Source organism: Moritella dasanensis ArB 0140 (assembly GCF_000276805.1).
In the GTDB taxonomy this organism is placed as follows: Bacteria; Pseudomonadota; Gammaproteobacteria; order Enterobacterales; family Moritellaceae; genus Moritella; species Moritella dasanensis.
The window spans coordinates 137,685-159,962 of the sequence record NZ_AKXQ01000001.1; the positions used below are offsets into that span (position 1 = coordinate 137,685).

Sequence of the window (22,278 nt, forward strand, 5' to 3'; positions counted from 1 at the left end):
TTGGTTTATAAGACCCATTTATCTCGGCCACTTTCTTTGGCTTGGTAGAGTTTTTCATCTGCTTGTAACATTAACCCTTTGACTGTCAAGTTTCGATCTGGAATCAGGCTCACCACACCAAAACTCATGGTTACAATGGCATGTTTATGAAGCCCTGCATGGTGCAGTTCTAATGAGCGGACCGCATTAACTAACTTTTCAGCAATTAATTTAGCACCTTCTGTATCGGTATTGGGTAATAGCATACAAAATTCTTCGCCACCATACCGTGCAACCAGCTCGGACGGCCTACGTATCGCATTATCAAGTGCCGTTGCAACTGCTTTTAAGCATTCATCACCTTGAATGTGGCCATAGTGATCATTATATTTTTTAAAGAAATCTATATCAGAAATAATAAAAGTCAGAGGTTGTTGATGGCGCTGTGCTCGTGCGAGTTCTTTCGCGGCGGTGTTATCTAAATGGCGACGGTTGGCAATACCAGTGAGACCATCTAATGTCGCAAGACGCCCTAATTCTTCATTGGCTAACTCTAAATCACTTTTGGTTTTTAATAGCTGGGTTCGCATTGCTGCAATACGTTCCATTGCCGTCATTTTTGCAATGAGTATTTGTTTTTGGATAGGTTTTGGTAGGTAATCATCACCACCAGCTTCAATACCAATCATGACATCTTCTGGTGCGGTTTTACCGCTAAGGAAAATGATTGGTACCCAGTCAGCGTATTCTTGTCGAATTTGCGTGGCGACTTGATAGCCATTAATACCAGCCATTACCACACCAAGCAATACAATATCTGGATTGCATTGGGCAAAAAGGGCGATACCTGTTTCACCGTTCTCAGCGTCGAAGACTTCGTGATTAAGATGTTGTAAGTATGAGCGAATAATTACTCGTTCAATCTTGGAATCATCGATTATGAGGATCTTCATCGGCAGTCCTTGCTCTTCTAGTCGTTATTCAATATTCGAATCTAATAACTAAATATAGCAAGTATCTGTTTCATTAGTGTAATTTTTTGTTGCTCTGTATCACACACTCTGTGTTATAGCTTTTCATCGTTGCTTTAACTTGAAATATTTCATCTGTTGTTAGCTCGTCATCCCAGGTCACGACTGTTGAAATAGTCGGACTTTGCGCTGCTTTCAATAATGTATGGAATTTATTATTTATTTTAGCCTTATGAATGATTAATGCACTATCAGCACGAATACCATGCTGTGACAAAAGTGCGGCGGTAAGCGTCATTGGCGGTGCAATGATAGCCGTCCATTGACCATGGTTATCTTCAATTACGGCGTCATCAGCATTAAGGAAGTTATTGTTATCTGCAGAAGTGTTCGCGTTATATGTAAAAGATTTAGTTTGCATGGTCGTTACCTGTTGTTACATCCAGTGGTTTTATATACAGTAGTATTTTAGGCCGGTGTTTGCAAGTATTTATTACTTTTTATATTAAGTAATATAGATGATTATTTATTTTAATGTTATTTATCAATGCCTTGTGGTTTTATTGTTGTGGGGCGATATTTTCAATGAACGATGGTTTTATATGATTAACGTAAATGGTTGATCTTTATCGGCGGGATATACAGTGTTTATACAGTGTTATTTTTTGGGGACACGTCATATATTAACTTGAAATTGATTTTTCATATGACAAAGGGCGGTGCATGCCGTCGTTACTACTGAATTTATGTGTTGATAGCGAGTTTAAATAAATGACAATTTCCAGTTCACAGTTTAGCTTTTTATATAAGTCATAGATCACAAACTATTAAAAAATTTTATAATAAGTAAGTAAAAATCTTGGATAACTTGGACCTGTCAACAATATCCGTTAGCGTACAAAGTGAATTTATCCCTGCTGTTAGAGGGAACGAATAGTGTCGGTTATGTTGTACGTGCTAATACATGATAAGTCATTGCAAGGAGCACATTATGCCAGATAGTATTAAACATACCGTGGTAAAGCAGGAAAATTTAGACCCACAAATATCAAAAATTATAGATTCAGTATTGAAAATTAATGAGCCAGCAGAGTATAACGATTACGAAATTGTCGCTAAGGTGTTATTTCAAGCATTAAATTTTTTTCCTCCTCTCTATGCACAATCTATATTAGGCCCGATACGAACTTGGATCCCCCCACACAAAAAAGAGTCCGAGTTTAACATTATTGATTTTTGGCGACCGATCAGAACCGCTAATTATTTAGTAGACACCTTGGTTCCGGCATTTTCGCATGCCCCTGGACCTTGGACTCGAACCTTACTTCCACCCGTTGTTCAGAACTTATTTTGGCGACCAAGTAACTATTTTCAGCAAGCTGATCCGTTACTGAATGTCACTTCATTTATCAATGAACAGTGGATCTATGTCAATGGTATCGCCACGAACGAAGATGTTGCGATGATGAACTCTGAGTTACTGAGTCAGTTATTTAAACGACCGTTAACTGTTGTGCATAACCAAACTGATTCGACGGTTTTAGATCTGGTGCAGTGTGTGACAGGGAAAGTATTTAAAACAAGTCCGAACCTTAATGATGAGCAGTCAATGACTGAGCCAGCCATCAAGGCTACGGTAGCTGTGTTGGACGCGCTGAAAGATCCAGCTAAAGATAGAGTTGTATTGTTGTGTCATTCTCAAGGCACGATTATCACTGCTAACGTATTACGTGCGCTGCAGAAAAGTGTGAGTCAAATTAAAGTGGTACATCAAGCACCCGAACTAAAATTAACATTACAGCTCAACTACCTGGAACGCGTGGCATTTGAGTTATTTTGGATGGAGGCTATTTTCACATTTAGTGATGAAGAGCTGGATTCTTATTTGGTTAGCATGATGAAAAAGTTGGAGGTTTACACCTTTGCTAATTGTGCCGATAAGATGAATTATGTTTGCCATTCCACTAACAATAAAGGGGAGCTGATTGGTTTACCTTACATTGAAAACTTTGCTAATCAATTCGACTTGGTTGCGAGGTTAGGGGTGTTATCACCGTTACGAGAGAATGGTGACATTATTGAGATTGATGGTGCCTTATACGAAAAACAAGGGGGTAATGCGTGGGGTCATTTACTCAATCAACATTACCTGTTTGGTATAGCTGATTATCTTCAAGATAGCGATAAAACAACGAACCCTTATGCGTTGCAAGCAGGTGAAACTTCAACAGTATTACCCCGATTGTATCGTTATTATGACGGTGCTCGCCCTGATGCTTATTATGAGTAACAGACAAACCGCGTGTAATTGATACGATACAGAGTCATAAACATAAATTAAGTAGTCCTGTCGATACAGGGCTACTTTGCTGGCGTTATTTGGAACTGTATTGTGATTTAATCTTCTCGGCAACAATTTCAGCCCAGTGATGATAAATATTCGGGCCTGGATGAAAACCATCTTCAGCCATGTCTTCTGCATTTAATTGACCATTGATATCAATTAACTGACAATCAACTTGGCTGTCAATTAGCGTCGATAACTTACGGTTAAATTGCGAGGCTCTAACCCCTAAATAACGGCGTAATGGTTGCGGTAGTGCAGGAAACTGACCCATGGGTGGTACTTGAGTGATAAGGATCTGCTGGCAGTTAAACTGTTCTCGTAATTGGGTGATTAAATCTTGTTGTTGTACTATCCAAGCAGAGGCGGGTAGGGTGCCTGTAACATCATTAACCCCGAGTGAGGTAACGATGATATCGAACGTTTGCTGTGGTTGAGCGGATAGCATTTTTAAGCTATCTAATGTGGTATGGCCAGATTTGGCTAATAACAACCAGTCAACTTGATAGTTAGTGGCTAGTTCTGCGACCAGATTTCCGGCTAATGCTTGAGATTGGTCATCTACCCCGACTCCCGCAGCGGCTGAATCTCCGATAATAAGCAGTCTTATTTTTTTCCCCTCACCAGTTATACCAGTACGCTTGCCTGCCGCTTCTGGTAGTTTTGGTGTTACTTTTTTTACATAACGCCCTTGCGCAATGATGATTGGTGCATAGACAGCTTTCGTTAATAGTTTATTTAATGATTTGAACATGAAACCTCCTTGTTATGACCATCATAGCAATACCAAGCTATATTTACACTTAGGTTGTTTTATGCTTAATTGGAGTTAACTATGTCAAATCATCATACCTACAAAAAAATTGAAATGGTCGGTTCGTCTAAAACCAGTATTGAAGAAGCGATTCAAAATGCCTTGGCCGAGTGTCATAAAACGGTTAAGAATATGGATTGGTTTGAAGTGGTCGAAACCCGTGGACACATTGTCGATGGTGCGGTAGGGCATTTTCAAGTGACACTTAAAATAGGTTTCCGTATTGGCGATAGCTAATTTATTCCAACGATGTATTACATTATAAGGAAATAACAGATGAGTAAAATAACAGGTGGCTGCTTATGCGGCGAGGTTAAATTTGAAGTGAGCAATGACTTTAGTCAGTTCCACTTGTGTCATTGCGCGCAGTGCCAGAAGATCACCGGCTCTGCCCATGCAGCTAATCTTTTCTGTCAATCGGACCATATTACCTGGTTGTCAGGCACAGATAAAACTAAACGTTTTGATTATCCCAATCGATATTTTGCACGGGTATTTTGCACCGAGTGTGGTACTGGTGTGCCGTATTTAGTCAATAAGGGTAAAACCTTAATCGTTCCTGCCGGTTCATTAGAATTGGACGAAGATACCGTGTTGAATGTCGCGCCTCAAGATAACATCTTTTGGCATGAACGTGCGCCTTGGTATGACGCCGCTTTAGATGCGCCGACCTTTGCCGGCTTTCCAAAGTAACGATTTACAAGAGTAATGCGTTGATAATTGATTGAGTTGACTTGGTTTATCGCTGGATCCGTTTATAAGGATGATGTTATATTTATGCTACTAATTGGGCATATAATGTAGCAATAAAAAGGAAGCGTAAGCATGCAGTTAAAAGTGGCTGAATTAAGCGATATTGAAGATACCTTAATACTTCATTATAAATACCAAGTGGATTCGATTGTAGCTGAAGACAAAGCGGATGGTTTTGTTACGACGCCGTTTACCAAGGAAGAGTTAACGCGCTTAATTACTGAAGAGAGCGGGTTATTTATTGCGCGTAAAGACGGCGCTGTTGTTGCTTATGTGATGGCGGCTTCTTGGTCGTTTTGGTCGAACTGGCCGATGTTTGCACACATGATCAAAGATTTGCATAACTTAGCATATTTAGGGCAGCAGCTTTCGACTGATAACTCTTATCAGTACGGTCCAGTATGCATTGATAAAAGTATTCGTGGTACTGGCGCGTTAGAAACGATTTTTGATTTTGCTAGAGAACACATGGCGAAGCGTTTTCCTATTCTCGTGACCTTTATTAATAAGATTAATCCACGATCTTATGCGGCGCATACCAAGAAACTGGGGCTGACGGTTATTCAAGAGTTTGAATATAACAACAATCATTATTTTGAACTGGTTTACGACACATCTAAACCACTAAAAGCGTAATAAAAAAGCAGGTGAATACTGATATGTATCAGTGCTCACCTGTTTTGATTAACTATTAACTATTAACTATTAACTATTAACTGTAAATAGCCAGCAACCAACCATCGTCGCTTATTATTTAGCATTAATTTCAGTGTCTATTTCTACTTTATCAACAACATGGTTATCACCTAAATCATCAGGTAATACTAAGTTTAAGATAATTGCCACGATACCGCATAGACTCACACCCTGTAGGCTGAAATCGCCAATACCAAATGCCATACCACCGATACCGAATACTAAAGTAACCGCTACAATGATTAAGTTACGCGATTTGTGCAGATCAACGCGATTGGTAATTAAGGTATTAAGACCAACCGTTGCGATGGTACCAAACAATAAGATCATGATGCCACCCATCACCGGCACAGGGAAGGTTTGCAGTAACGCGCCGAGTTTACCGACGAAAGCTAACACGATAGCGATAACAGCGGCCCACGTCATGATGACGGGGTTAAATGCTTTCGTTAGCATTACCGCACCAGTCACTTCGCTGTATGTGGTATTTGGCGGCGCACCAAACATAGACGCTGCCATTGTAGCCAGTCCGTCACCAGCAAGGGTACGGTGTAAACCTGGTTTTTTCAGGTAATCTTTACCGGTTGCATTGGAGATAGCAAGAATGTCACCGACATGCTCAATCGCAGGCGCTAATGCTACTGGGATCATGAACAAGACTGCACTGATATTAAACTCAGGGTAAGTAAAGTTTGGCAATGCTAACCAACTTGCTTGTGAGACGGGCGCGAAATCGATGATGCCATAGGCAAGACTCGCGGCATAACCAGCCAGGATGCCAGCCATGATTGGGATCAGCTTAAGCAGACCGCGACCAAACACACTCACTGCAATAGTCGTAAATAATGAAATCGCAGCAATGATGATAGCAATTTCGTTATCAATCAACTGTACTGCACCATCACCAGTTTTACCCATGGCCATATTGACTGCTACAGGTGATAAACCCAGACCAATAACCATGATCACAGGACCTACAACAACAGGCGGTAGTAGTTTATGAATAATCGCCACGCCGCGGAATTTAATCACCGCTGACAATAATATATAGGTGAAACCAGCTGCCATTAAGCCACCCATGGTGCTCGCGATGCCCCAGGTTTGCACCCCGAACATGATCGGGGCAATAAAAGCAAAAGAAGAAGCAAGAAAAACAGGAACAGAACGTTTAGTGACAACTTGAAAAACCAGTGTACCGAGACCGGCACCGAACAGTGCGACATTAGGATCCAGACCTGTAAGCAGGGGAACCAATACCAGGGCACCAAATGCGACGAATAGCATCTGTAGACCTTGTAAAATTTGCATTATTTTATCTCCATTTTTAAATAAACGGCTGGACGGTAGCATAAAGGAAACGTCATTGATATTAAAAATAAATAAAACCACAACGTTTTAGGTAGTAGCTCAATGTTGTGGTTGTTATCTGTGACCGAGTCAATAATGTTCAGTTTGTTTAAAAGCAAAATCATGGCATTATATTACTCATTATCATTTGTTTAACCCTATCTTCTAACCGATGCAGAGCACACAGCAGTCATAGGTAGATAACAACCGCATTAAAAGTTGGATTTCATGATCACCGACACTCATATCATCGATACAGTATCAGCTCACCATCTATTTTCCGCCCTTACCGATGTTGAATTTAAACAGCTCTTTAGTACTGCAAAAGCATATACCGTTGAGCCTTTAGATAACGTATTTCACCAAGGAGATAAAGCCAGTTGTTTCTATCTGGTGCTACAGGGGCATCTTAAAATTTACCGCACCAGTCCAAGTGGGCAAGAGAAAGTGGTTGAAGTGATGCGCGAAGGCAATACCTTTGCTGAGGCGCTTATGTTTAAGAATAAACCTTTTTATCCTGTTGCTGCACAAGCGGTATCGACAAGTGAATTAATTGCATTTGATAATGGTACTTATCTTAAAATACTTAAAAGTAATCCCGAAGCGGGTATCGCGATTATGGCGAACATGAGTATTCGTTTGCACCATAACCTTTCTGAAATTGAAATGTTATCAGTCGAGAATGCCAAAAACCGTTTACTGTTATTCTTGATGCAGAATATTCAAGACAAAGACGGTAATGAAGGCGTCATTGAACTGGATATACCGAAACGAACACTGGCTTCGCTATTATCAATTCAACCGGAAACGTTTTCGCGGTTACTTAAAAAACTGGCGAAAGAAGGTCTAATCGAAGAGAAAAGAGGCCATATTCGTATTATCAATATTGATGCCTTGTATGCCGCCTCTGACATTCCCGTGCAATCAGTGACTGGTGGCAAGTCGTGAGTAACGCCGTTCAGGTGATCTCATTTTCTAATTTAGCCTTTGCGTTTATTCCTGTGCTGGTGGCGCTGGGTATTTTAATGCAGTGGCGATTACCGATTAAAAATGGTTTGTATGCGTTATCTCGTATGCTGATTCAACTGTTGTTAATAGGGTATTTCTTGTCGTACATTTTCGAATCGCACAGTGCCGGTATTGTGGTGCTAGTGCTGTTAGTCATGGTGTTCGCGTCCAGCTGGATCGCCTTGGGTGCAGTGCCAGAACAACGCTGGAAAATGTACAAGTATGCATTACTGTCTGTCACTCTTGGTGGTGGCTTTACCCTATTTGTCATGAGTGCGGGTGTGCTGGGGTTAGACCCTTGGTACAGCCCACAATACATGGTGCCGTTAGCGGGAATGGCATTTGCTAACTCGATGAATAGTGTCAGTTTGTCAGCCGAACGTTTACAGGCAGAAATGGCGCGTGGTGAAGATTATCTTGTCGCACGACGCATTGCATTAAGGGCATCATTAATCCCAATCACTAATGCGTTGTTTGCTGTGGGACTGGTATCATTACCGGGGATGATGACTGGGCAGATCCTATCGGGTGTCTCGCCTTTTATTGCGGTGCGATATCAAATCATGATCATGTGTATGTTGTTCGGTTCATCGGTTATTTCAGCTGCATTCTTCTTATCACTGATCAAACCGGTGATGCCGACTAAGCCTGTTTTGTCGATTAAAGACTAAATTGTACAATACTTATACCTGAACTTATGGTCATGGCGATAAACACGATTTTAAATTAGAGGTTTTAATGAAAATAGCTAAATTATGTTATGTCTTTTCGATTCTCCTTTTGGGTGCTGCTAGTTCCGCACACGCAACCTCATCGGTTTGGGAAATTACTCGGGTAGATAACAATACTCGGGTAGATAACAGTAATGGTAAAAACACTATCTACTTAGGTGGGACTGTACACGTTTTAACGGCAGATGATTATCCCTTACCCGTTGAATTTGACCGTGCTTATGCATTGACGGATGTATTGGTATTAGAAACGGATATGGCAAAATTAGACAGCCCCGAATTTCAGCAAAGCATGTTAAGCGAGCTGAGTTATCCTAAAGGCCAAGATTTAACCCAAGATTTAAGCCCTGATACATATAAAAAGTTGGCTGCATTTTGCGAGTCGCGTGGTATTGGCATGCAGGTTATTAATAATTTCAAGCCCAGTATGGTTTCGTTAATGTTAACCATGGTTGAGCTGCAGAGGCTTGAATTCAGTGGTATTGGTGTTGATAAATTCTATAATAATAAAGCGGTTATTGATGGTAAAGCGTTAGGTAAATTAGAGACGGTAGAAGAGCAATTAGCGTTTATTGCGGGTTTGGGCAAAGGTAAAGAAGACGAATTGATCCGTTATAGTCTTGAAGATATCAAAACATTACCAACGTTTATGACTGAGATGAAAACAGCGTGGCGCGCTGGTGATCCTCAAGCGTTAGTTGATCTTGCTATAACCCCTTTAATTGCCGATTTTCCTGACATCTACCAATCACTGTTAGTGCAGCGTAATAATAACTGGTTACCGCAAATTGAAGCGATGTTTAACAATCAACAGACGGAACTGGTATTGGTTGGCACGCTGCATTTAGTCGGTAAAGATGGCTTGTTACAGCAATTGCAAGCCGCTGGTTACACCGTCAAGCAACTGTAAAAGGAGAAATAAGGCTAATAAGGCGGACAATCAGCTAGTCATTAGCCCGCCGTCACGAAAAATTAGCATTGGTTTATTGGTCGTTAATGATAGTTAGGATATGATGTTTGTTATCTTATGATCACTTTAAAGACAACCAATGCTGAATCTTTTTCGTTCTAAGCCACTTATTGATGACGACAGTTGTGAATGGATATTTGACACTTTTGAGTGGGCATTAACCCATTTTGATCAACAAGAATTCTTTCAGCGCAGCCAGCTGATCCAACCGACCAATGATTTTTTTCCGGGTAATATCGATAGCCGTCACGGTATGGCAGAAACCATCTTTAATCATGTGGTTAAATATGCCGGATTGAGTCATTGGCCGCTACAACTACAAGCTCCTCAGTGTTTCAGTGCACAACCGCCTGCATTACTTGATTTATCTGCCGTGCAACGAGATTCATCTGGGGCGAACACCTTACCAGCGCTAGTGGCATCTCAACCTTTGGCAATGACTTATAACCCCCAGCAGGCATCTAAACCCGGCGATCTCGCCTCAAGTTATGCACATCATTTAGCGCAACATGCTGTAGCACAATCACAGCAATTACCACCAGGTGGCGCTGAAGATTTTAATACCAGCACCGAGATCGTGGCTATTTTTATGGGTTTTGGTGTGATGATGGCAAACTCTGCTTATACTTTTAAGGGCGGCTGTGGCAGTTGTTATAATGCGCAAGCCAATCGACAATCAAGCCTATCAGAAGATAATGTGGTTTTTGCATTAGCGTTGTTTTGCCGATTGAAAGGCATTCCAACAGGGGAGGCAACACGTAACTTGAAAGGTTATTTAAGACGTGACTTTAAACAAGCATTAAAGCAAATCGAACGAGAGCCTGCGCGTTTACAGCAGCTATTGGCATTGAGGTCGTAACGGTACCGTAACGATACTGCAGCTATACCGTAATTTGGATAAAATGAGAGGGCGAATGATCAATTTTGGACCAGTTAAAGTGAGACTTCAATTGAAAGCTATGTCTAAATGGGGCATGACTTTTGCGATGGCTATAGTGCTCACAGCCTGTGTCAGTGATGGTCGATATGATAACTCTGATACCAATAGTGATACGAATAGCGAGGCTGTATCACCAGATAAAGCGATTGACCAAGTTACACCCGCTATATCAAAGCCAAACCGAAGACTTGGTCCAGAGCCAACGCCCGGTTTTAAACGTAAGATGCTCGCTGCAGTAAATGCTGCGCGTGTCAGCGGTTATACTTGCGGCAATCGCAAGATGCCTGCCGTAGCACCTGTTATTTGGAATGAAGAATTACAGCAATCTGCTTATGCGCATTCACAAAATATGGCAGAAGGAGATTATTTTAATCATCGAGATAAACAAGGTAATCGAGTCGGGGAACGTACTTATGCAGCAGGGTATAACTGGCGTGCTGCGGGGGAAAACATTGCAGCTGGGCAGCTTGAAGCGAGTGTTGTTATCAATGGTTGGTTAGGCAGTAAAGGCCATTGTTTGAATATTATGGATGCGGAGTATTCACAGATGGGTATGGCGTCTTATACTAATAAAAATTCCTATTACGGAATTTATTGGACACAAGTATTAGCGACCCCCTTTTAGCTAACCCTTTTAGCTAGCCCTTATAGCAAAAAACCCTACTAATGATAAGTAAGGTCTTTATTTAAAGAGTCAGTATTATTAACTACTCTGAATCTTGTTCTGTTTCTTCAACTTTTTTAGTTTCTTCATGATCTTGTCCGCCGCAGCCACCACAACAACTCATAATAATATCCTCTTTTCGATTAATTTAGTGTTAAGCAAAATACCCAGTCACTATAACCAAGTGTTTTACTCAAGTAATTGACTAATGTCATGTCGGCTAATAAAAGGCTCGTTTAAGCATAAATCATTACGCGAGTTTACCACGCAGGGCGATATCCCAAACCTCGACAACAATGTCATCTTCAACAACATAGAATTTGTCATGCAGGTTAATGGTTGGATCGCAGTGCGGTACTATCATTTCAATCATGCCACCGACGTTAGGTAAGTTGTCACCCGATACTTTGCCGTGCTCATCACCAAAATAATGCCATTCATATTTAAGACCATCATGACTGATGATTTGTGGATGAGTCGTTTCTTTGTACAAGGCCTTCGTGCCCGCATCTACGGTTACATGCGTGGAATGGTTGGCACTGATAACACTGGTTAGTAACGTCATTGCAGGTTGGAAATGACCGACGCTATTATCTGCACTATTACCTACACTATATTCGATATCGAAATACTCCTGATCCATTACGGAGTATGAACCGGGCTGTATTTCGGTCACAGAGGCTATATCACTGTCTATTTGATAGGTACCAGTACCTGAGCCTGACTGGATCAGATTAACTAAACCTGTCGCATGCTCTATATCTTGCTTTAGCTTGCCCGCTTTATTCAATAGTGCTGCTGACGCTTGTTTTCTTTCGTCATTATCAACAATGTGTTGGAAATGCCCTGCATAACACTGAATGCCTTTAAGTACAGTATTGCTATGCTGGTGAACTGCAAGCGCTAAACCAAACGCCGCTTCAAAGGATGCTCCCGTTCTACCAATACCCGCGTCAATATCAATGAGCAGGTTAATACTGAGATTAAGCTCGCAGCCCAATTGGTTTAACTGAGTTAAGTTAGCGTTAGAATCAACGACGAGCATTGTTTCTGGTGCCAACTTGAGGATTTTAGCTAAGGTCGCTAATTTATGTTTAGTGACAATTGGCGACGTAATTAGCAGATGTCTAATTTTGGCTTTGGCGAGTTCATACGCTTCAGACGGTTTAGTAATTGATATACCTATGCTACCGGCATCAAGTTGTAGCTGACAAATCTCAACGCATTTGTGTGTCTTAGCATGCGGACGAACCTGTTTCGACTTTGCTGTTGCGAACGCTTGCATTGTTTCTATGTTATTCATCAGCTTGTTCTTGTCGATAACCAGACAGGGTGTATCTAATTCTAATTTATGTTTTCCAATCACTGTTCATCCCTTAAATCACGGTTTAGCTTTTGCCGCATTCTACTATGAAAGTGATTGAGGTTAATTATTATTTCAGCATAACTCGAACAAAAATTCTAGGAACGAGCCTTCCGCTTCTGGCAATTCTACAGTTGGAATTGATGAGGAAAACTGTTCCTTAATAAGCTCAAGTGTGCCATCTGATATCCCCCCTGGAAATGTTGAATTATTGATGTCGCGAGTCGTGTTTAAGTTACTGGCAGTGCTTAAGCTGTTACTGAGTTAGTCTGCAAATTCGAAGATAGCATTATTGATGCTAACGTTACTATAAATTGAGAATGAGAGGTCAGTTTAGACTTAGCAGTTTCGTTACAGCGGGGATACATGCTTTTCCGGCATTGTTATTTCCTTCGACTAACGCTGAAACAATCGCCCCTTCTTTCAGCATGAAAATGATGTCCGTAAGCGTGTTAGCTTCTTCAGAATCGTCTATAAATAAACTAATTTTGTTTTTTATAAATGATCTTATTTCTTGTTTATGTGCACGACAATACTGACGTATTGGCGAGTCGGCTTCACTGTATTCAGCCGCGGTATTGATAAAGAAACAACCTCTAAATTGGCTCAGTTCTGGCACCGCGTTATTAAACCATTCATCTAACCCATTAAACATTGCGAGTATGGATTTTTCACCTGACACTTCACTATCAAGGGTAGCCTTAAACCATTGATTAAAAATGTTATCTCGATATATCAAAGTGGCTAAAACAAGCTCATCCTTACTCGAAAAATGATTATATAGCGTTTTCTTCGCGATACCTGATTGCTTCAATATTTCATTAATACCGACAGAATTAATCCCATGAGTATAAAAAAGCGATAAGGCCGTTTGAATTAATATTAATTTTTTTTCATTCATGAATAGCTCCTTAATTATTAAATATGTTGACACATGTAGACCACTCTGTCTACCATAGTGTGTAGACAGAGTGGTCTACTTAGAGAGGAGGTTGTATGAATAAATTTGTCTTTCCGTTTATTGCTGGAGCATTTGCAACGCTGACTATAGGTATTTTGGCGTATCTAGACACTGTTACTAATTCAACATTGTGGTTAATGGCGCCCTTTGGTGCCACCGTTGTCTTGGTGTTTGGAGTGCCTAAAAGTCCGCTTGCTCAGCCCCGAAATGTAATTGTTGGTCATTTTTTAACGGCGTTAATCGGTGTATTGTTTGTTGAATATGTAGGCATCGCGCCTTGGTCTCTGGCGCTTGCAACTGGGTTAGCGGTTACTGTTATGTTACTAACAAATACAACGCATCCACCGGCTGGGGCTAACCCAATGCTCATTATGCTCACCGGTCAAAGCTGGGCATTCTTATTTAACCCTGTGTTGATTGGAGCATGCGTAATTGTTGGTTTAGGGTTAGTATTAAATAAATTGAGATTAGCGTACTTCGAAGAAACGTAATAAAGAAATATGCTGACATTACTTCCTGTTCGTTAGTGAGTGATCACCGCAGCAATCATTTTTATCGCTAATAGGCTCAGTAATAGTTTAATGATGAATAATAAGTGTTTATTATTTGCGAGACTACGTAATTTAGTGCCCGCATATGAGCCGATGATTGAGCCTAGTACCATGTAAATGAGTAAGCTTGTGTGTGCAAAAAATGAAAATCCAATGAAGCCAAATACTACTATTTTAGCCACGTGACTAATACTCATGAACATCGAGCTGGTGGCTATTATCTGGTTCTTGCAAGTGAGTTGTTTGGTTAATACACTCGTTGCTATTGGTCCTGTTGCACCAACGATAAGACCTAAACCTGTCTGCAATAAACCAATAATATAATAACTCTCATATTTTTTAATGAAGGCCGCAAAGCGCGTGCTCCATAGGTTTAGCAGGATATAGGTGCCAATGGCGATAGGGATATAAGTGCTTGAGATATTAACCAGTAATAAGCCAAAGAGTATGGTACCGACCAAGGAACCAACGAGAAACTGAGGTAACAGTGACCACTGCACGTCTTTAATGGAAAAAAGCATACGCGATGAGTTACTGGCTAGCTGAGTAATACCATGAATCGGAATGATCGTGCTCGGGTGTAAATATAACGGGAGCAGGGCAATCAGCAACATGCCGCCACCAAACCCCAGCACACCAGCAACCACAGATGTAAAGAACGACGCTATCCCTAAAATATATTCAATGGACAAAACGTCTATTCCTATCAACAAGTATACCTATATCTCCTAAGATCACGGTACTAAGCGCCTTATCACTGGTATTTTAACTAACATCATCGTACACATTAATGAAAGTATCATCGTCACTAGCGTTATTGCTGGTATCGCTAACCAGTTGCTGCCAAAGGCACTGTAAAAGCCGTTGTCTAGCTGTCTGACCGGAATTAATAGCAGTGGATGAAGTAAGTAAATACCCAAGCTGTATTTTGAAATAATGAGTACCAAGGCTCTTAATTTGCCTTGAATATTATCGGCATAAGTTTGTGCCAATACAAACAGCATGCCACCAATCAAAACAGTATTAAGGGTTTTATAACCCATGAATAAACTACTGTATTTACCTGTATCTATCGCTAACTGCCAAGTACCGAAGAAGTTAAATACGAGCATGCTGATACCTGCAATCACCCAGTATTTTAACTGCGGTTTGTTATCTCGATTAAACAAATACCAACCTAAAATTAAGTAACCAGTATACAAAATTAAGTTTTCTTGTAAAAAGCTATCAACCTTTAGCCACTTCATTGAAAACAGTACCATCCAAGCGACTAACAACAGTTTGATTAACTCAGGCGTGGCTTTTTTCAATAGTGGAATAAGCAAAGGGATCACAAAATACAGGGGAATGAAGTCATAGAAAAACCACAGATGATACCAAACAGGATCATTCGGCGCGCTAGAGATAATGTTCATAGTTTCGCTAACAGACCAAGTGCTAGTGACTAAATCATTAACCATAAAACCGCCAATGACAGCGTAAATTAATGTCCAACCGATGAAAGGAACAGCCACTTTGGATAGACGCTTAACTAAGTAATCTTCACAATTGAAAGCACGTTCTGTGGATAATAATAACGCGCCGGTGATCATCATGAATACTGGTACTGCCCAGCGAGTCACACTATTAATACCACTCGCGGCTAGCCAGTCAGAATTCGGTATATCGCCATATAGAAAGCGAAAAGGACCCAGTACGTGAATAGCTATTACAGCAAAAGCTGCAATAAATCGAAGAAAGTCGATATAAAAGATAGAAGGACGTTCTTGACCCATAAATAAATTCCTTATTAAATTAATTGGCAGTCACATTGTGGTGCTTTAATTATAATATCTATATGTTAATACGATATAAAATAAACATATTAGAGAAATAGGCTAGTGCCGTCTACTGATGTTTTTTGGCGAGATAATTTTAGCGGACAATTTTAGCAGGCAATGTGTGGTGGTAATATATGATGGGGTAGTGGCTATGACTGGTGAGCGGGGGATTAAGGGCCCGAAGGCCCCCATTTCAAGATTAGATATCTATCACGTGTGTTTCTAGATTTTTATTATCTTGTTTAATCACTTTTTCAGTTGGCTTAATGGTCTTTAGGTCTAAGTCATCACCCATGATGATTAAATCACTGTAGTGACAAGATTGATTACGACCACGTTCTTTCGCTTCATATAATGCCACATCAGAAAGCTTGGTTAATTCATCTTTCTGCATGCCATTAATCGGATAAGTCGAAATACCAATCGATACACTGAGTTTACCTAATGACAAATCTTTCATCGCTAAATGTAAACCATTGATAGACTTACATAGTGCGTTGGCAATTGTTCTTGCTGCTTCAATGCCTGTCTCTGGTAAAATAATGATGAACTCTTCACCACCAAGACGACAAATCGTATCTTCACCGCGCATCGACTCAATAAGCAGAGAACCAATGGTTTTAAGCACGTAATCGCCCGCGTCATGACCATAGTTATCATTAAACAACTTGAAGTGATCTAAATCGAGCATTAACAATGACAGCTCTTGTTTATTACGTTTGGCTCTCATTAGCTCTTGGTTAATTGTTTCTTCATAGTAGCGACGGTTATAAAGACCAGTTAATGGATCGCTAATTGCCTGCTCACGTAGTTTTTCTTGAATGTTCAAGTTAGCAAGGGCTAAGCCTAAATGCTCAGCAACGGTAAAGGCTAATTGTTGTGTCTCATCGGTTAGATCTTTGTCACCAGAGTAAAGGTGCATCATACCAATGGTATTACCGTGCGCAACAAGTGGAATACACAGTGTTTGGTTTGCTTCAGGGCAATCTGTTTGCACTTCTGCCATGTGCGAGCAAGGTAACGTGGTATATTTATCATTCGCTAGGTGGAATTTACCTTTACGCAATGCCCAGCATTCTTCAGGTGCGTAAGTTTTACTACCTGGCCAAGCGCCGCCCCAGTCTAGTTTGACTAATAGCTGATTGCGAGATGAACGGATTAGCGATACAACACCATTCACATCACCTAAGATACGCGGGATGATATCCTCGACAATCATTTGTGCTTCATCAATCGAATTACAAGCCGCTAGCATATTTGTCAGACGACGTAATAATTCAATTTCTAAAGTACGTTGTTCAATCAAGCTTTCTTGTAAGTATTTTTCATGCTGCACTTGTTGGTTCATCAATTTGCTACTAAGCAAGGTCGATGCTGTCACTAAGCCTAAACTAATGGTCATTAGCAATGCCAAAATAGCCATTAATTCATCGGCCATCGATTCGATACGTGTTAGCGGCGTAGCAACACGCAGGATGTAATTTTCACCTTTGTAAGAGAATGCATTTGCTGAGTAAAGTAAGTCTTTAAAGCGACTGGTACTAAAACGGGTCGTTGTACCATGACCGTTATTTTTAGCATCTATAATTTCTTTACGATTAAGGTGATTTTCAAGGTCCATTACTTCAGCTAATGAAATATCACTGTCAGCTAAAACGGTACCATCAAACGCCACTAAGGTAATGTGATTTTGACGGTTTAACTCGATGTCTGTTTTGATGTAGATATCAAGCTTTTCAAGATCGTTAAAAGGTAAGTCTGAGGCTTGCAGCTTATGGGTGATCCGCGTTATTTCACTTGCTAAACCCGCTTCTATTTTTTCTTCTATCCAATTTGATAGTGTTAAATTGAAGATAAATAACCCGATGATTGTAGAAATCAACATGCTGACAATTGGGAAGTACATCCATTTTTTACTTATTACATTTCTTTTCATTATATAACCTAGAAGAACGAGTCTATTTTATCTATTATTCAAACTGGTAACAGCACTTTAAGTCAATACATTCACTATGTAAATGGCATTTAAAACGAGATAAAAGGCTAACAATAAATCCATAAAAAATCATACACATTAATATGGTTAAAGCCTATTTATATATTCCGATATTTTCTAAAATGCTATGTATATTAATTAGATGGCTAGTGTTAATGTAGATTAACTACCTATTTGTGAATAAATTATGTTTTTATGTTTTTATGTTTATTTGTCGTTGGTATTACCTTGTTTATAAGGCAGATCGCTTGTGGAACAATTTGAAGGAATATTGAATATGGATCATCATACGTGGTTAGAAGAAACCAAACTGGTTGGTAGTAAAGTGACGCTTATTCCGTTGCAACGAAAACATGCGAGTGCATTAATCGACGCCGCAGCGGATGGTAACTTGTGGGATTTATGGTTTACCAGTGTACCGTCTATAGACACCATCGACGGCTATATCGAAAAAGCCTTGAATGATCATGCATTGGGTAAAGCATTACCTTTTGCCATATTGGATAATAAGTCGGGTGACATTATCGGATCGACACGATTATGTAATATAACGCCTGAAAATGATCGTGTTGAAATCGGTTATACCTGGTACGCGAAGCGCTATCAAAAGACCGGTGCAAATACAGAGTGTAAGTACTTGTTATTGCAACATGCGTTTGAACAGTTAAATGTAATCGCGACAGAATTTCGCACCCATTGGCATAATCATGTTTCGCGTGCTGCAATCGCGCGTTTAGGTGCTAAGCAGGATGGGGTATTGCGTAACCATACAAAAGGTAAGGATGGTTTCTATCGCGATACTGTGGTGTTTTCAATCATAGATCATGAATGGCCGATGGTAAAACACAGTTTAAGTTATAAGATGAATCGTTAATTGCGTATCAGACTCAGCAATAGAAGATTGAACATCGCTGGTCAAGACGACCAGGATTCGCTTTATTTGTTTAGTAATACAATAAAGTGGTTAAAAATGGTGAAGAAGTCGGCGCTTCCTTGTTGCAGCACTTGGTCTGATTTAGCCTTTATGCTATTTTCTATAACACTATTTACTATTAGGAATAACGACAATGCCAAAGGCAAGTGAAGTTAAAAAGAATACCGCTGTTGAATATAATAATGGCGTATACATCATCCGTGATATCGAACGCTCAGTACCACAAGGTCGTGCTGGTGGCAGTATCTACCGCATGCGCATGTACGATGTAGTAACGGGTGCAAAAATTGATGAAGTATTCAAAGACGGCGACAATCTTAACCTAGCTGATCTTACACGTAACCAAGTTATATTTTCTTACGCTGATGGCGAAGAGTATGTATTCATGGATACCGAAGACTACACACCTTACAGCTTAGACAAAGCGGCAATTGCAGATGAATTATTATTCATCACAGAAGATACGCAAGGTCTTCAAGTGCTAATCGTAGATGGCAAGCCTGTATCAATCGAACTACCTTCTGCTGTTGAAATGGTTATTGCTGAAACTGACCCTTCAATTAAAGGTGCTTCTGCAAGTGCACGTACTAAGCCTGCAATCATGTCTACTGGTTTATCTATCCAAGTGCCAGAATACATCGCAAGTGGCGAAAAAATTAAAATCAATACGACTGACCATAAATTTATGAGTCGTGCAGATAAATAATAGCCTATTTAAAATAGACTATTATTAAAAAAGGCCCGTTATCTTAAGCAGATAACGGGCCTTTTTATTTTGATTTCTACACCTACATCTACATAGGCTTTTGTTGCTGCTCAAATAAGGTCTCAAGCGAGGTAAGTTCATCTAGTTTTGTTTCTTCTGATTCTTTTTGAAGTTCAAGCAACGACACTTCAAAATTTGCTTTATTTGATAAAATAGTCATCTTATTAAATTTGTCGATGAGATATTCATCTTTCACCTCAATCGATTCCAATAACGCAAGATTATCGATTAACATCTTTTCAGTGATACTGTATTTCGCTTGCTTAAAGAATAGCTCTGCTTTAACCAGGCAGTTACTCAGTCGTAATTTTAAACGTATCTGTTCTAGCTTTTTTTCTTCAGCTAGGCAATCTTCTAAAGTGATATTTTTGTTTGTTAACTCATCACGTAATATAGCCTTAAGGCGAGAGATGCTACGGGCCAAGTCGATGGAGATACGTTCATCTGCAGGTTCCACAAAAATACCTGTTAGCGGTGTTATCTTGGCTGTTGATATACGACTGCGATGGTGATGTATATTGTTTTTTACATGTTCATGCTTAGGGTCAACGGCTAAAACTGCATGCAGTGATGAAATAACGCGTTCATGTAATAGAATAATAAGACGCGTATTGAAAGAAAGCTGCGTGGCATATTTTAACACCGCTTCGGTGTCTGTTATACGTTTGTAGTATGTCGACAAAATTTTACGTTTTTTCGTTGATATCATTTTTTTTGTTTGTCTGATAATTGCATAAACAATCATTGAAAATACAAACAGTAGAATACCCATTTCAATGAACATTAAATTCAAACTTGCTATCCTTTATTAAATTAAACACTGACTAACATACAAGGCATTCTGGATGCTGGCCCAAGTGTCGAATGTTACACATTAAGATAGACCAAACCAACGCTACACATCAAATTTTCGTTAAAAAGTTAATATTTCTATACGATAACATTTTAAATTATGCGATTTTATCCACTGCTTCGGCGATCTCAGTCCAATAACAAACACGATTCCGGCTATTTTTCTTGGCGAAATACAAGGCTTTATCGGCACAGGCAATAGTGCCTTCATGCTGGCTGCTTTGTGTGACAAAACGGGATGTAGGGTCTAAATTGCCTTGGAATTGTGCGACACCGAATGAGCAAGTGATCGTAACTGTGTCATTATTTGGTGCGATAAAGAGACATTGTTCAATTTTTTTACGCAAGCGCTCAGCTAAAATACCAGATGCATATTCGTCCGTGTTTGGTAATAGTAGGATAAATTCCTCGCCGCCATAACGGGCACAGGTATCTATATCTCGTACGCCATCAGCAAGGATGCCCGCGACTTTTTTAATGACTTCATCACCAAATTCATGACCATAAGTATCATTAGTTTGCTTAAAGGTATCGATGTCGATCATGACAATACTAAACTTACCACCATAGCGCAGTGAACGCTCTGTTTCGTGCTTGTAGCATTTGGCAAATTTACGACGATTATATATACCGCTTAGTGGGTCGGTATTAACAGCTGCCTTTAATTGACGCGTTAACAATTGGTGTTCTTTGATTTCGTGACGCAATTTTTTATGCAAGCGAAAATAAAGGCCAATGATACAGGCTGCAATAATGAAAAATAAGAGCAGAAAACGTAATCGCCATTGGAACTGTTGAATATTTTTATCTTCTGTTGAGGTAAGAAAACCATCCATTGTCGTCAGGTCATAACTTTGCTCGCTGAACTTAATCGTTGACTCTGCCATGGCGTTAATGCGTGCTGGGTTTATATGACCTAATTCGACAAGATCATTACGCATCAATGCGACCATCATTTGCGCTTCATAACGCAGGGCTGCTGCAGATTTAGAGGTGGGATATTTAGCTAAGATGACAGTAATAATTTCATCTGGGTTTGCCAGTGCATATTCCCAGCCTCGTAATGAAGCGCGTTTAAAACGCTTGACCAAACGATAGTTTTTAGAAATGAATTGTTCACTGGTAAATAGAAAATCACTGTAAAAATTAATACCGTATACTTGCGGATCCATGACTTTATAATCAATGCCCATTTTATTGAGCGTATAAGGCTGGTTGGTTAAGTAGCTCGTTATCACATCTACCTTACGTGTAATGAGCGAATCTAGCTCAAAGTCAGACTTTTTTATTACCGAGAGGGATTTACCTAGAGCGCCGCCCTGCATTTCTAACATGGTTAATAAATGTGGTTCTAGTTGACCACTGTTTGTTGCAATTATCTTGTTTTTTAGGTCTGAGGGGGAATTAATAGCGCTGCTTTTTAAGCTAAGTAAGATCTCTGGAGAGTATTGGAATAGCGCTGATAGCGCGACAACCGGTTTACCTTGCAAGCGTGCAAGAATAAGTTCGCTGTTGCTAACTGAAAAGTCGGCACGGCCGCTAATAACTTCGTCAATATTATTTTTATTTGCAGAGCCAGCCCGCAAATTGACTTTGATGCCTTCATCTTGGTAATAACCCTTCTCAAGTGCGGCGTAATAACCGGCGAATTGAAATTGGTGATCCCATCTTAGATCCAGATTAACGGTATCCAGAGCGTTGACGTGGCAAGAAACAAGCATTGTAATAAAGAGCACTAGCTTGCGAAATAAAGATAAATTCATTGAAAGTGATAATATCCCATTAAAATAAATTGGTATTAAATTATAGCGCTAAACT

General features: G+C 40.0%; 23 protein-coding genes. 12 read left to right on the plus strand and 11 right to left on the minus strand.

From position 1 onward, the window contains the following. Positions 1-5 precede the first annotated feature (5 nt). Positions 6-932 (minus strand): GGDEF domain-containing response regulator, encoded by a 927-nt coding sequence (locus A923_RS0100605; RefSeq protein WP_017219692.1) that lies wholly within the window; start codon positions 930-932, stop codon positions 6-8. Positions 933-1,005: 73 nt separating this feature from the next. Next, the gene (locus A923_RS0100610; protein WP_017219693.1) at positions 1,006-1,371 is read right to left on the minus strand and encodes an aldehyde dehydrogenase family protein; all 366 of its coding nucleotides are present in this window, start codon (positions 1,369-1,371) and stop codon (positions 1,006-1,008) included. A 570-nt stretch (positions 1,372-1,941) separates the two neighbouring features. On the opposite strand from A923_RS0100610, the gene A923_RS0100615 reads away from it, so the two are divergent. Next, positions 1,942-3,240: a hypothetical protein gene (locus A923_RS0100615; protein WP_017219694.1), complete on the plus strand. Its 1,299-nt coding sequence runs from the start codon at positions 1,942-1,944 to the stop codon at positions 3,238-3,240. An 85-nt stretch (positions 3,241-3,325) separates the two neighbouring features. Here A923_RS0100615 and A923_RS0100620 read toward each other — a convergent pair whose 3' ends face one another. After that, entirely contained in the window at positions 3,326-4,048 is a 723-nt protein-coding gene (locus A923_RS0100620) for an SGNH/GDSL hydrolase family protein (protein WP_017219695.1), read from the minus strand. 81 nt (positions 4,049-4,129) lie between these two features. Between A923_RS0100620 and A923_RS0100625 the strand changes: the two genes are divergently transcribed. From A923_RS0100625 to A923_RS0100635, 3 genes are all read left to right on the plus strand, one after another. Then, complete coding sequence (locus A923_RS0100625; protein ID WP_017219696.1) at positions 4,130-4,345, plus strand: dodecin; 216 nt, start codon at positions 4,130-4,132, stop codon at positions 4,343-4,345. Positions 4,346-4,384: 39 nt separating this feature from the next. Next, positions 4,385-4,801 carry a GFA family protein gene (locus tag A923_RS0100630; RefSeq protein ID WP_017219697.1) on the plus strand — a complete coding sequence of 139 codons (417 nt, stop codon included), beginning with the start codon at positions 4,385-4,387 and terminating at the stop codon, positions 4,799-4,801. A 132-nt stretch (positions 4,802-4,933) separates the two neighbouring features. Further along, positions 4,934-5,497, plus strand: a complete 564-nt coding sequence (locus tag A923_RS0100635) for a hypothetical protein (RefSeq protein ID WP_017219698.1) — start codon at positions 4,934-4,936, stop codon at positions 5,495-5,497. Positions 5,498-5,611: 114 nt separating this feature from the next. Here the strand turns inward: A923_RS0100635 and A923_RS0100640 are convergent, their stop codons facing one another. Beyond that, positions 5,612-6,865 (minus strand): uracil-xanthine permease family protein, encoded by a 1,254-nt coding sequence (locus tag A923_RS0100640; RefSeq protein WP_017219699.1) that lies wholly within the window; start codon positions 6,863-6,865, stop codon positions 5,612-5,614. Between the two features lie 267 nt (positions 6,866-7,132). On the opposite strand from A923_RS0100640, the gene A923_RS0100645 reads away from it, so the two are divergent. From A923_RS0100645 to A923_RS0100665, 5 genes are all read left to right on the plus strand, one after another. After that, the gene (locus A923_RS0100645) at positions 7,133-7,852 is read left to right on the plus strand and encodes a Crp/Fnr family transcriptional regulator (protein ID WP_017219700.1); all 720 of its coding nucleotides are present in this window, start codon (positions 7,133-7,135) and stop codon (positions 7,850-7,852) included. Then, positions 7,849-8,583, plus strand: a complete 735-nt coding sequence (locus A923_RS0100650) for an ABC transporter permease (RefSeq protein ID WP_017219701.1) — start codon at positions 7,849-7,851, stop codon at positions 8,581-8,583. Before A923_RS0100645 ends, A923_RS0100650 begins: the two co-directional genes overlap by 4 nt. A 67-nt stretch (positions 8,584-8,650) precedes the next feature. Further along, complete coding sequence (locus A923_RS0100655; RefSeq protein WP_017219702.1) at positions 8,651-9,553, plus strand: TraB/GumN family protein; 903 nt, start codon at positions 8,651-8,653, stop codon at positions 9,551-9,553. Between the two features lie 139 nt (positions 9,554-9,692). Then, complete coding sequence (locus A923_RS0100660) at positions 9,693-10,472, plus strand: hypothetical protein (protein ID WP_017219703.1); 780 nt, start codon at positions 9,693-9,695, stop codon at positions 10,470-10,472. A 55-nt stretch (positions 10,473-10,527) separates the two neighbouring features. After that, positions 10,528-11,178 carry a CAP domain-containing protein gene (locus A923_RS0100665; protein WP_017219704.1) on the plus strand — a complete coding sequence of 217 codons (651 nt, stop codon included), beginning with the start codon at positions 10,528-10,530 and terminating at the stop codon, positions 11,176-11,178. A gap of 289 nt (positions 11,179-11,467) precedes the next feature. On the opposite strand, the gene A923_RS0100675 is transcribed toward A923_RS0100665, so the two are convergent. Continuing rightward, positions 11,468-12,583 carry a DSD1 family PLP-dependent enzyme gene (locus tag A923_RS0100675; RefSeq protein ID WP_017219705.1) on the minus strand — a complete coding sequence of 372 codons (1,116 nt, stop codon included), beginning with the start codon at positions 12,581-12,583 and terminating at the stop codon, positions 11,468-11,470. 325 nt (positions 12,584-12,908) lie between these two features. Beyond that, on the minus strand, positions 12,909-13,481 hold the full coding sequence (locus A923_RS0100680) for a TetR/AcrR family transcriptional regulator (RefSeq protein WP_017219706.1): 573 nt from the start codon (positions 13,479-13,481) through the stop codon (positions 12,909-12,911). A gap of 95 nt (positions 13,482-13,576) precedes the next feature. Here A923_RS0100680 and A923_RS0100685 point away from each other — a divergent pair, with 95 nt between their 5' ends. Further along, positions 13,577-14,032: an HPP family protein gene (locus A923_RS0100685; RefSeq protein ID WP_017219707.1), complete on the plus strand. Its 456-nt coding sequence runs from the start codon at positions 13,577-13,579 to the stop codon at positions 14,030-14,032. 32 nt (positions 14,033-14,064) lie between these two features. On the opposite strand, the gene A923_RS0100690 is transcribed toward A923_RS0100685, so the two are convergent. From A923_RS0100690 to A923_RS0100700, 3 genes are all read right to left on the minus strand, one after another. Beyond that, positions 14,065-14,784: a sulfite exporter TauE/SafE family protein gene (locus tag A923_RS0100690; protein WP_017219708.1), complete on the minus strand. Its 720-nt coding sequence runs from the start codon at positions 14,782-14,784 to the stop codon at positions 14,065-14,067. A 42-nt stretch (positions 14,785-14,826) separates the two neighbouring features. Next, entirely contained in the window at positions 14,827-15,867 is a 1,041-nt protein-coding gene (locus A923_RS0100695) for an acyltransferase (RefSeq protein ID WP_017219709.1), read from the minus strand. Between the two features lie 244 nt (positions 15,868-16,111). Then, complete coding sequence (locus A923_RS0100700) at positions 16,112-17,848, minus strand: sensor domain-containing diguanylate cyclase (protein WP_237716147.1); 1,737 nt, start codon at positions 17,846-17,848, stop codon at positions 16,112-16,114. Positions 17,849-18,185: 337 nt separating this feature from the next. Here A923_RS0100700 and A923_RS0100705 point away from each other — a divergent pair, with 337 nt between their 5' ends. After that, the gene (locus A923_RS0100705; protein ID WP_017219711.1) at positions 18,186-18,782 is read left to right on the plus strand and encodes a GNAT family N-acetyltransferase; all 597 of its coding nucleotides are present in this window, start codon (positions 18,186-18,188) and stop codon (positions 18,780-18,782) included. A gap of 193 nt (positions 18,783-18,975) precedes the next feature. Beyond that, positions 18,976-19,548, plus strand: a complete 573-nt coding sequence (gene efpL, locus A923_RS0100710; protein WP_017219712.1) for an elongation factor P-like protein EfpL — start codon at positions 18,976-18,978, stop codon at positions 19,546-19,548. 88 nt (positions 19,549-19,636) lie between these two features. Here the strand turns inward: efpL and A923_RS0100715 are convergent, their stop codons facing one another. Together A923_RS0100715 and A923_RS0100720 are read right to left on the minus strand one after the other, a co-directional pair. Then, on the minus strand, positions 19,637-20,392 hold the full coding sequence (locus A923_RS0100715; RefSeq protein ID WP_017219713.1) for a hypothetical protein: 756 nt from the start codon (positions 20,390-20,392) through the stop codon (positions 19,637-19,639). Positions 20,393-20,558: 166 nt separating this feature from the next. Beyond that, on the minus strand, positions 20,559-22,223 hold the full coding sequence (locus tag A923_RS0100720) for a GGDEF domain-containing protein (protein ID WP_017219714.1): 1,665 nt from the start codon (positions 22,221-22,223) through the stop codon (positions 20,559-20,561). Positions 22,224-22,278 lie beyond the last annotated feature (55 nt).

Excerpts from the sequence above, each read along its gene's own strand:
- A923_RS0100620 (WP_017219695.1), bottom strand. The coding sequence starts at position 4,048 with ATGTTCAAATCATTAAATAAACTATTAACGAAAGCTGTCTATGCACCA.
- A923_RS0100610 (WP_017219693.1), bottom strand. The coding sequence starts at position 1,371 with ATGCAAACTAAATCTTTTACATATAACGCGAACACTTCTGCAGATAAC.
- A923_RS0100630 (WP_017219697.1), top strand. The coding sequence starts at position 4,385 with ATGAGTAAAATAACAGGTGGCTGCTTATGCGGCGAGGTTAAATTTGAA.
- A923_RS0100705 (WP_017219711.1), top strand. The coding sequence starts at position 18,186 with ATGGATCATCATACGTGGTTAGAAGAAACCAAACTGGTTGGTAGTAAA.
- A923_RS0100625 (WP_017219696.1), top strand. The coding sequence starts at position 4,130 with ATGTCAAATCATCATACCTACAAAAAAATTGAAATGGTCGGTTCGTCT.
- A923_RS0100665 (WP_017219704.1), top strand. The coding sequence starts at position 10,528 with ATGATCAATTTTGGACCAGTTAAAGTGAGACTTCAATTGAAAGCTATG.
- A923_RS0100655 (WP_017219702.1), top strand. The coding sequence starts at position 8,651 with ATGAAAATAGCTAAATTATGTTATGTCTTTTCGATTCTCCTTTTGGGT.
- A923_RS0100605 (WP_017219692.1), bottom strand. The coding sequence starts at position 932 with ATGAAGATCCTCATAATCGATGATTCCAAGATTGAACGAGTAATTATT.
- efpL (WP_017219712.1), top strand. The coding sequence starts at position 18,976 with ATGCCAAAGGCAAGTGAAGTTAAAAAGAATACCGCTGTTGAATATAAT.
- A923_RS0100685 (WP_017219707.1), top strand. The coding sequence starts at position 13,577 with ATGAATAAATTTGTCTTTCCGTTTATTGCTGGAGCATTTGCAACGCTG.
- A923_RS0100635 (WP_017219698.1), top strand. The coding sequence starts at position 4,934 with ATGCAGTTAAAAGTGGCTGAATTAAGCGATATTGAAGATACCTTAATA.
- A923_RS0100660 (WP_017219703.1), top strand. The coding sequence starts at position 9,693 with ATGCTGAATCTTTTTCGTTCTAAGCCACTTATTGATGACGACAGTTGT.
- A923_RS0100645 (WP_017219700.1), top strand. The coding sequence starts at position 7,133 with ATGATCACCGACACTCATATCATCGATACAGTATCAGCTCACCATCTA.
- A923_RS0100615 (WP_017219694.1), top strand. The coding sequence starts at position 1,942 with ATGCCAGATAGTATTAAACATACCGTGGTAAAGCAGGAAAATTTAGAC.
- A923_RS0100695 (WP_017219709.1), bottom strand. The coding sequence starts at position 15,867 with ATGGGTCAAGAACGTCCTTCTATCTTTTATATCGACTTTCTTCGATTT.
- A923_RS0100680 (WP_017219706.1), bottom strand. The coding sequence starts at position 13,481 with ATGAATGAAAAAAAATTAATATTAATTCAAACGGCCTTATCGCTTTTT.
- A923_RS0100640 (WP_017219699.1), bottom strand. The coding sequence starts at position 6,865 with ATGCAAATTTTACAAGGTCTACAGATGCTATTCGTCGCATTTGGTGCC.
- A923_RS0100715 (WP_017219713.1), bottom strand. The coding sequence starts at position 20,392 with ATGTTCATTGAAATGGGTATTCTACTGTTTGTATTTTCAATGATTGTT.
- A923_RS0100700 (WP_237716147.1), bottom strand. The coding sequence starts at position 17,848 with ATGAAAAGAAATGTAATAAGTAAAAAATGGATGTACTTCCCAATTGTC.
- A923_RS0100720 (WP_017219714.1), bottom strand. The coding sequence starts at position 22,223 with ATGAATTTATCTTTATTTCGCAAGCTAGTGCTCTTTATTACAATGCTT.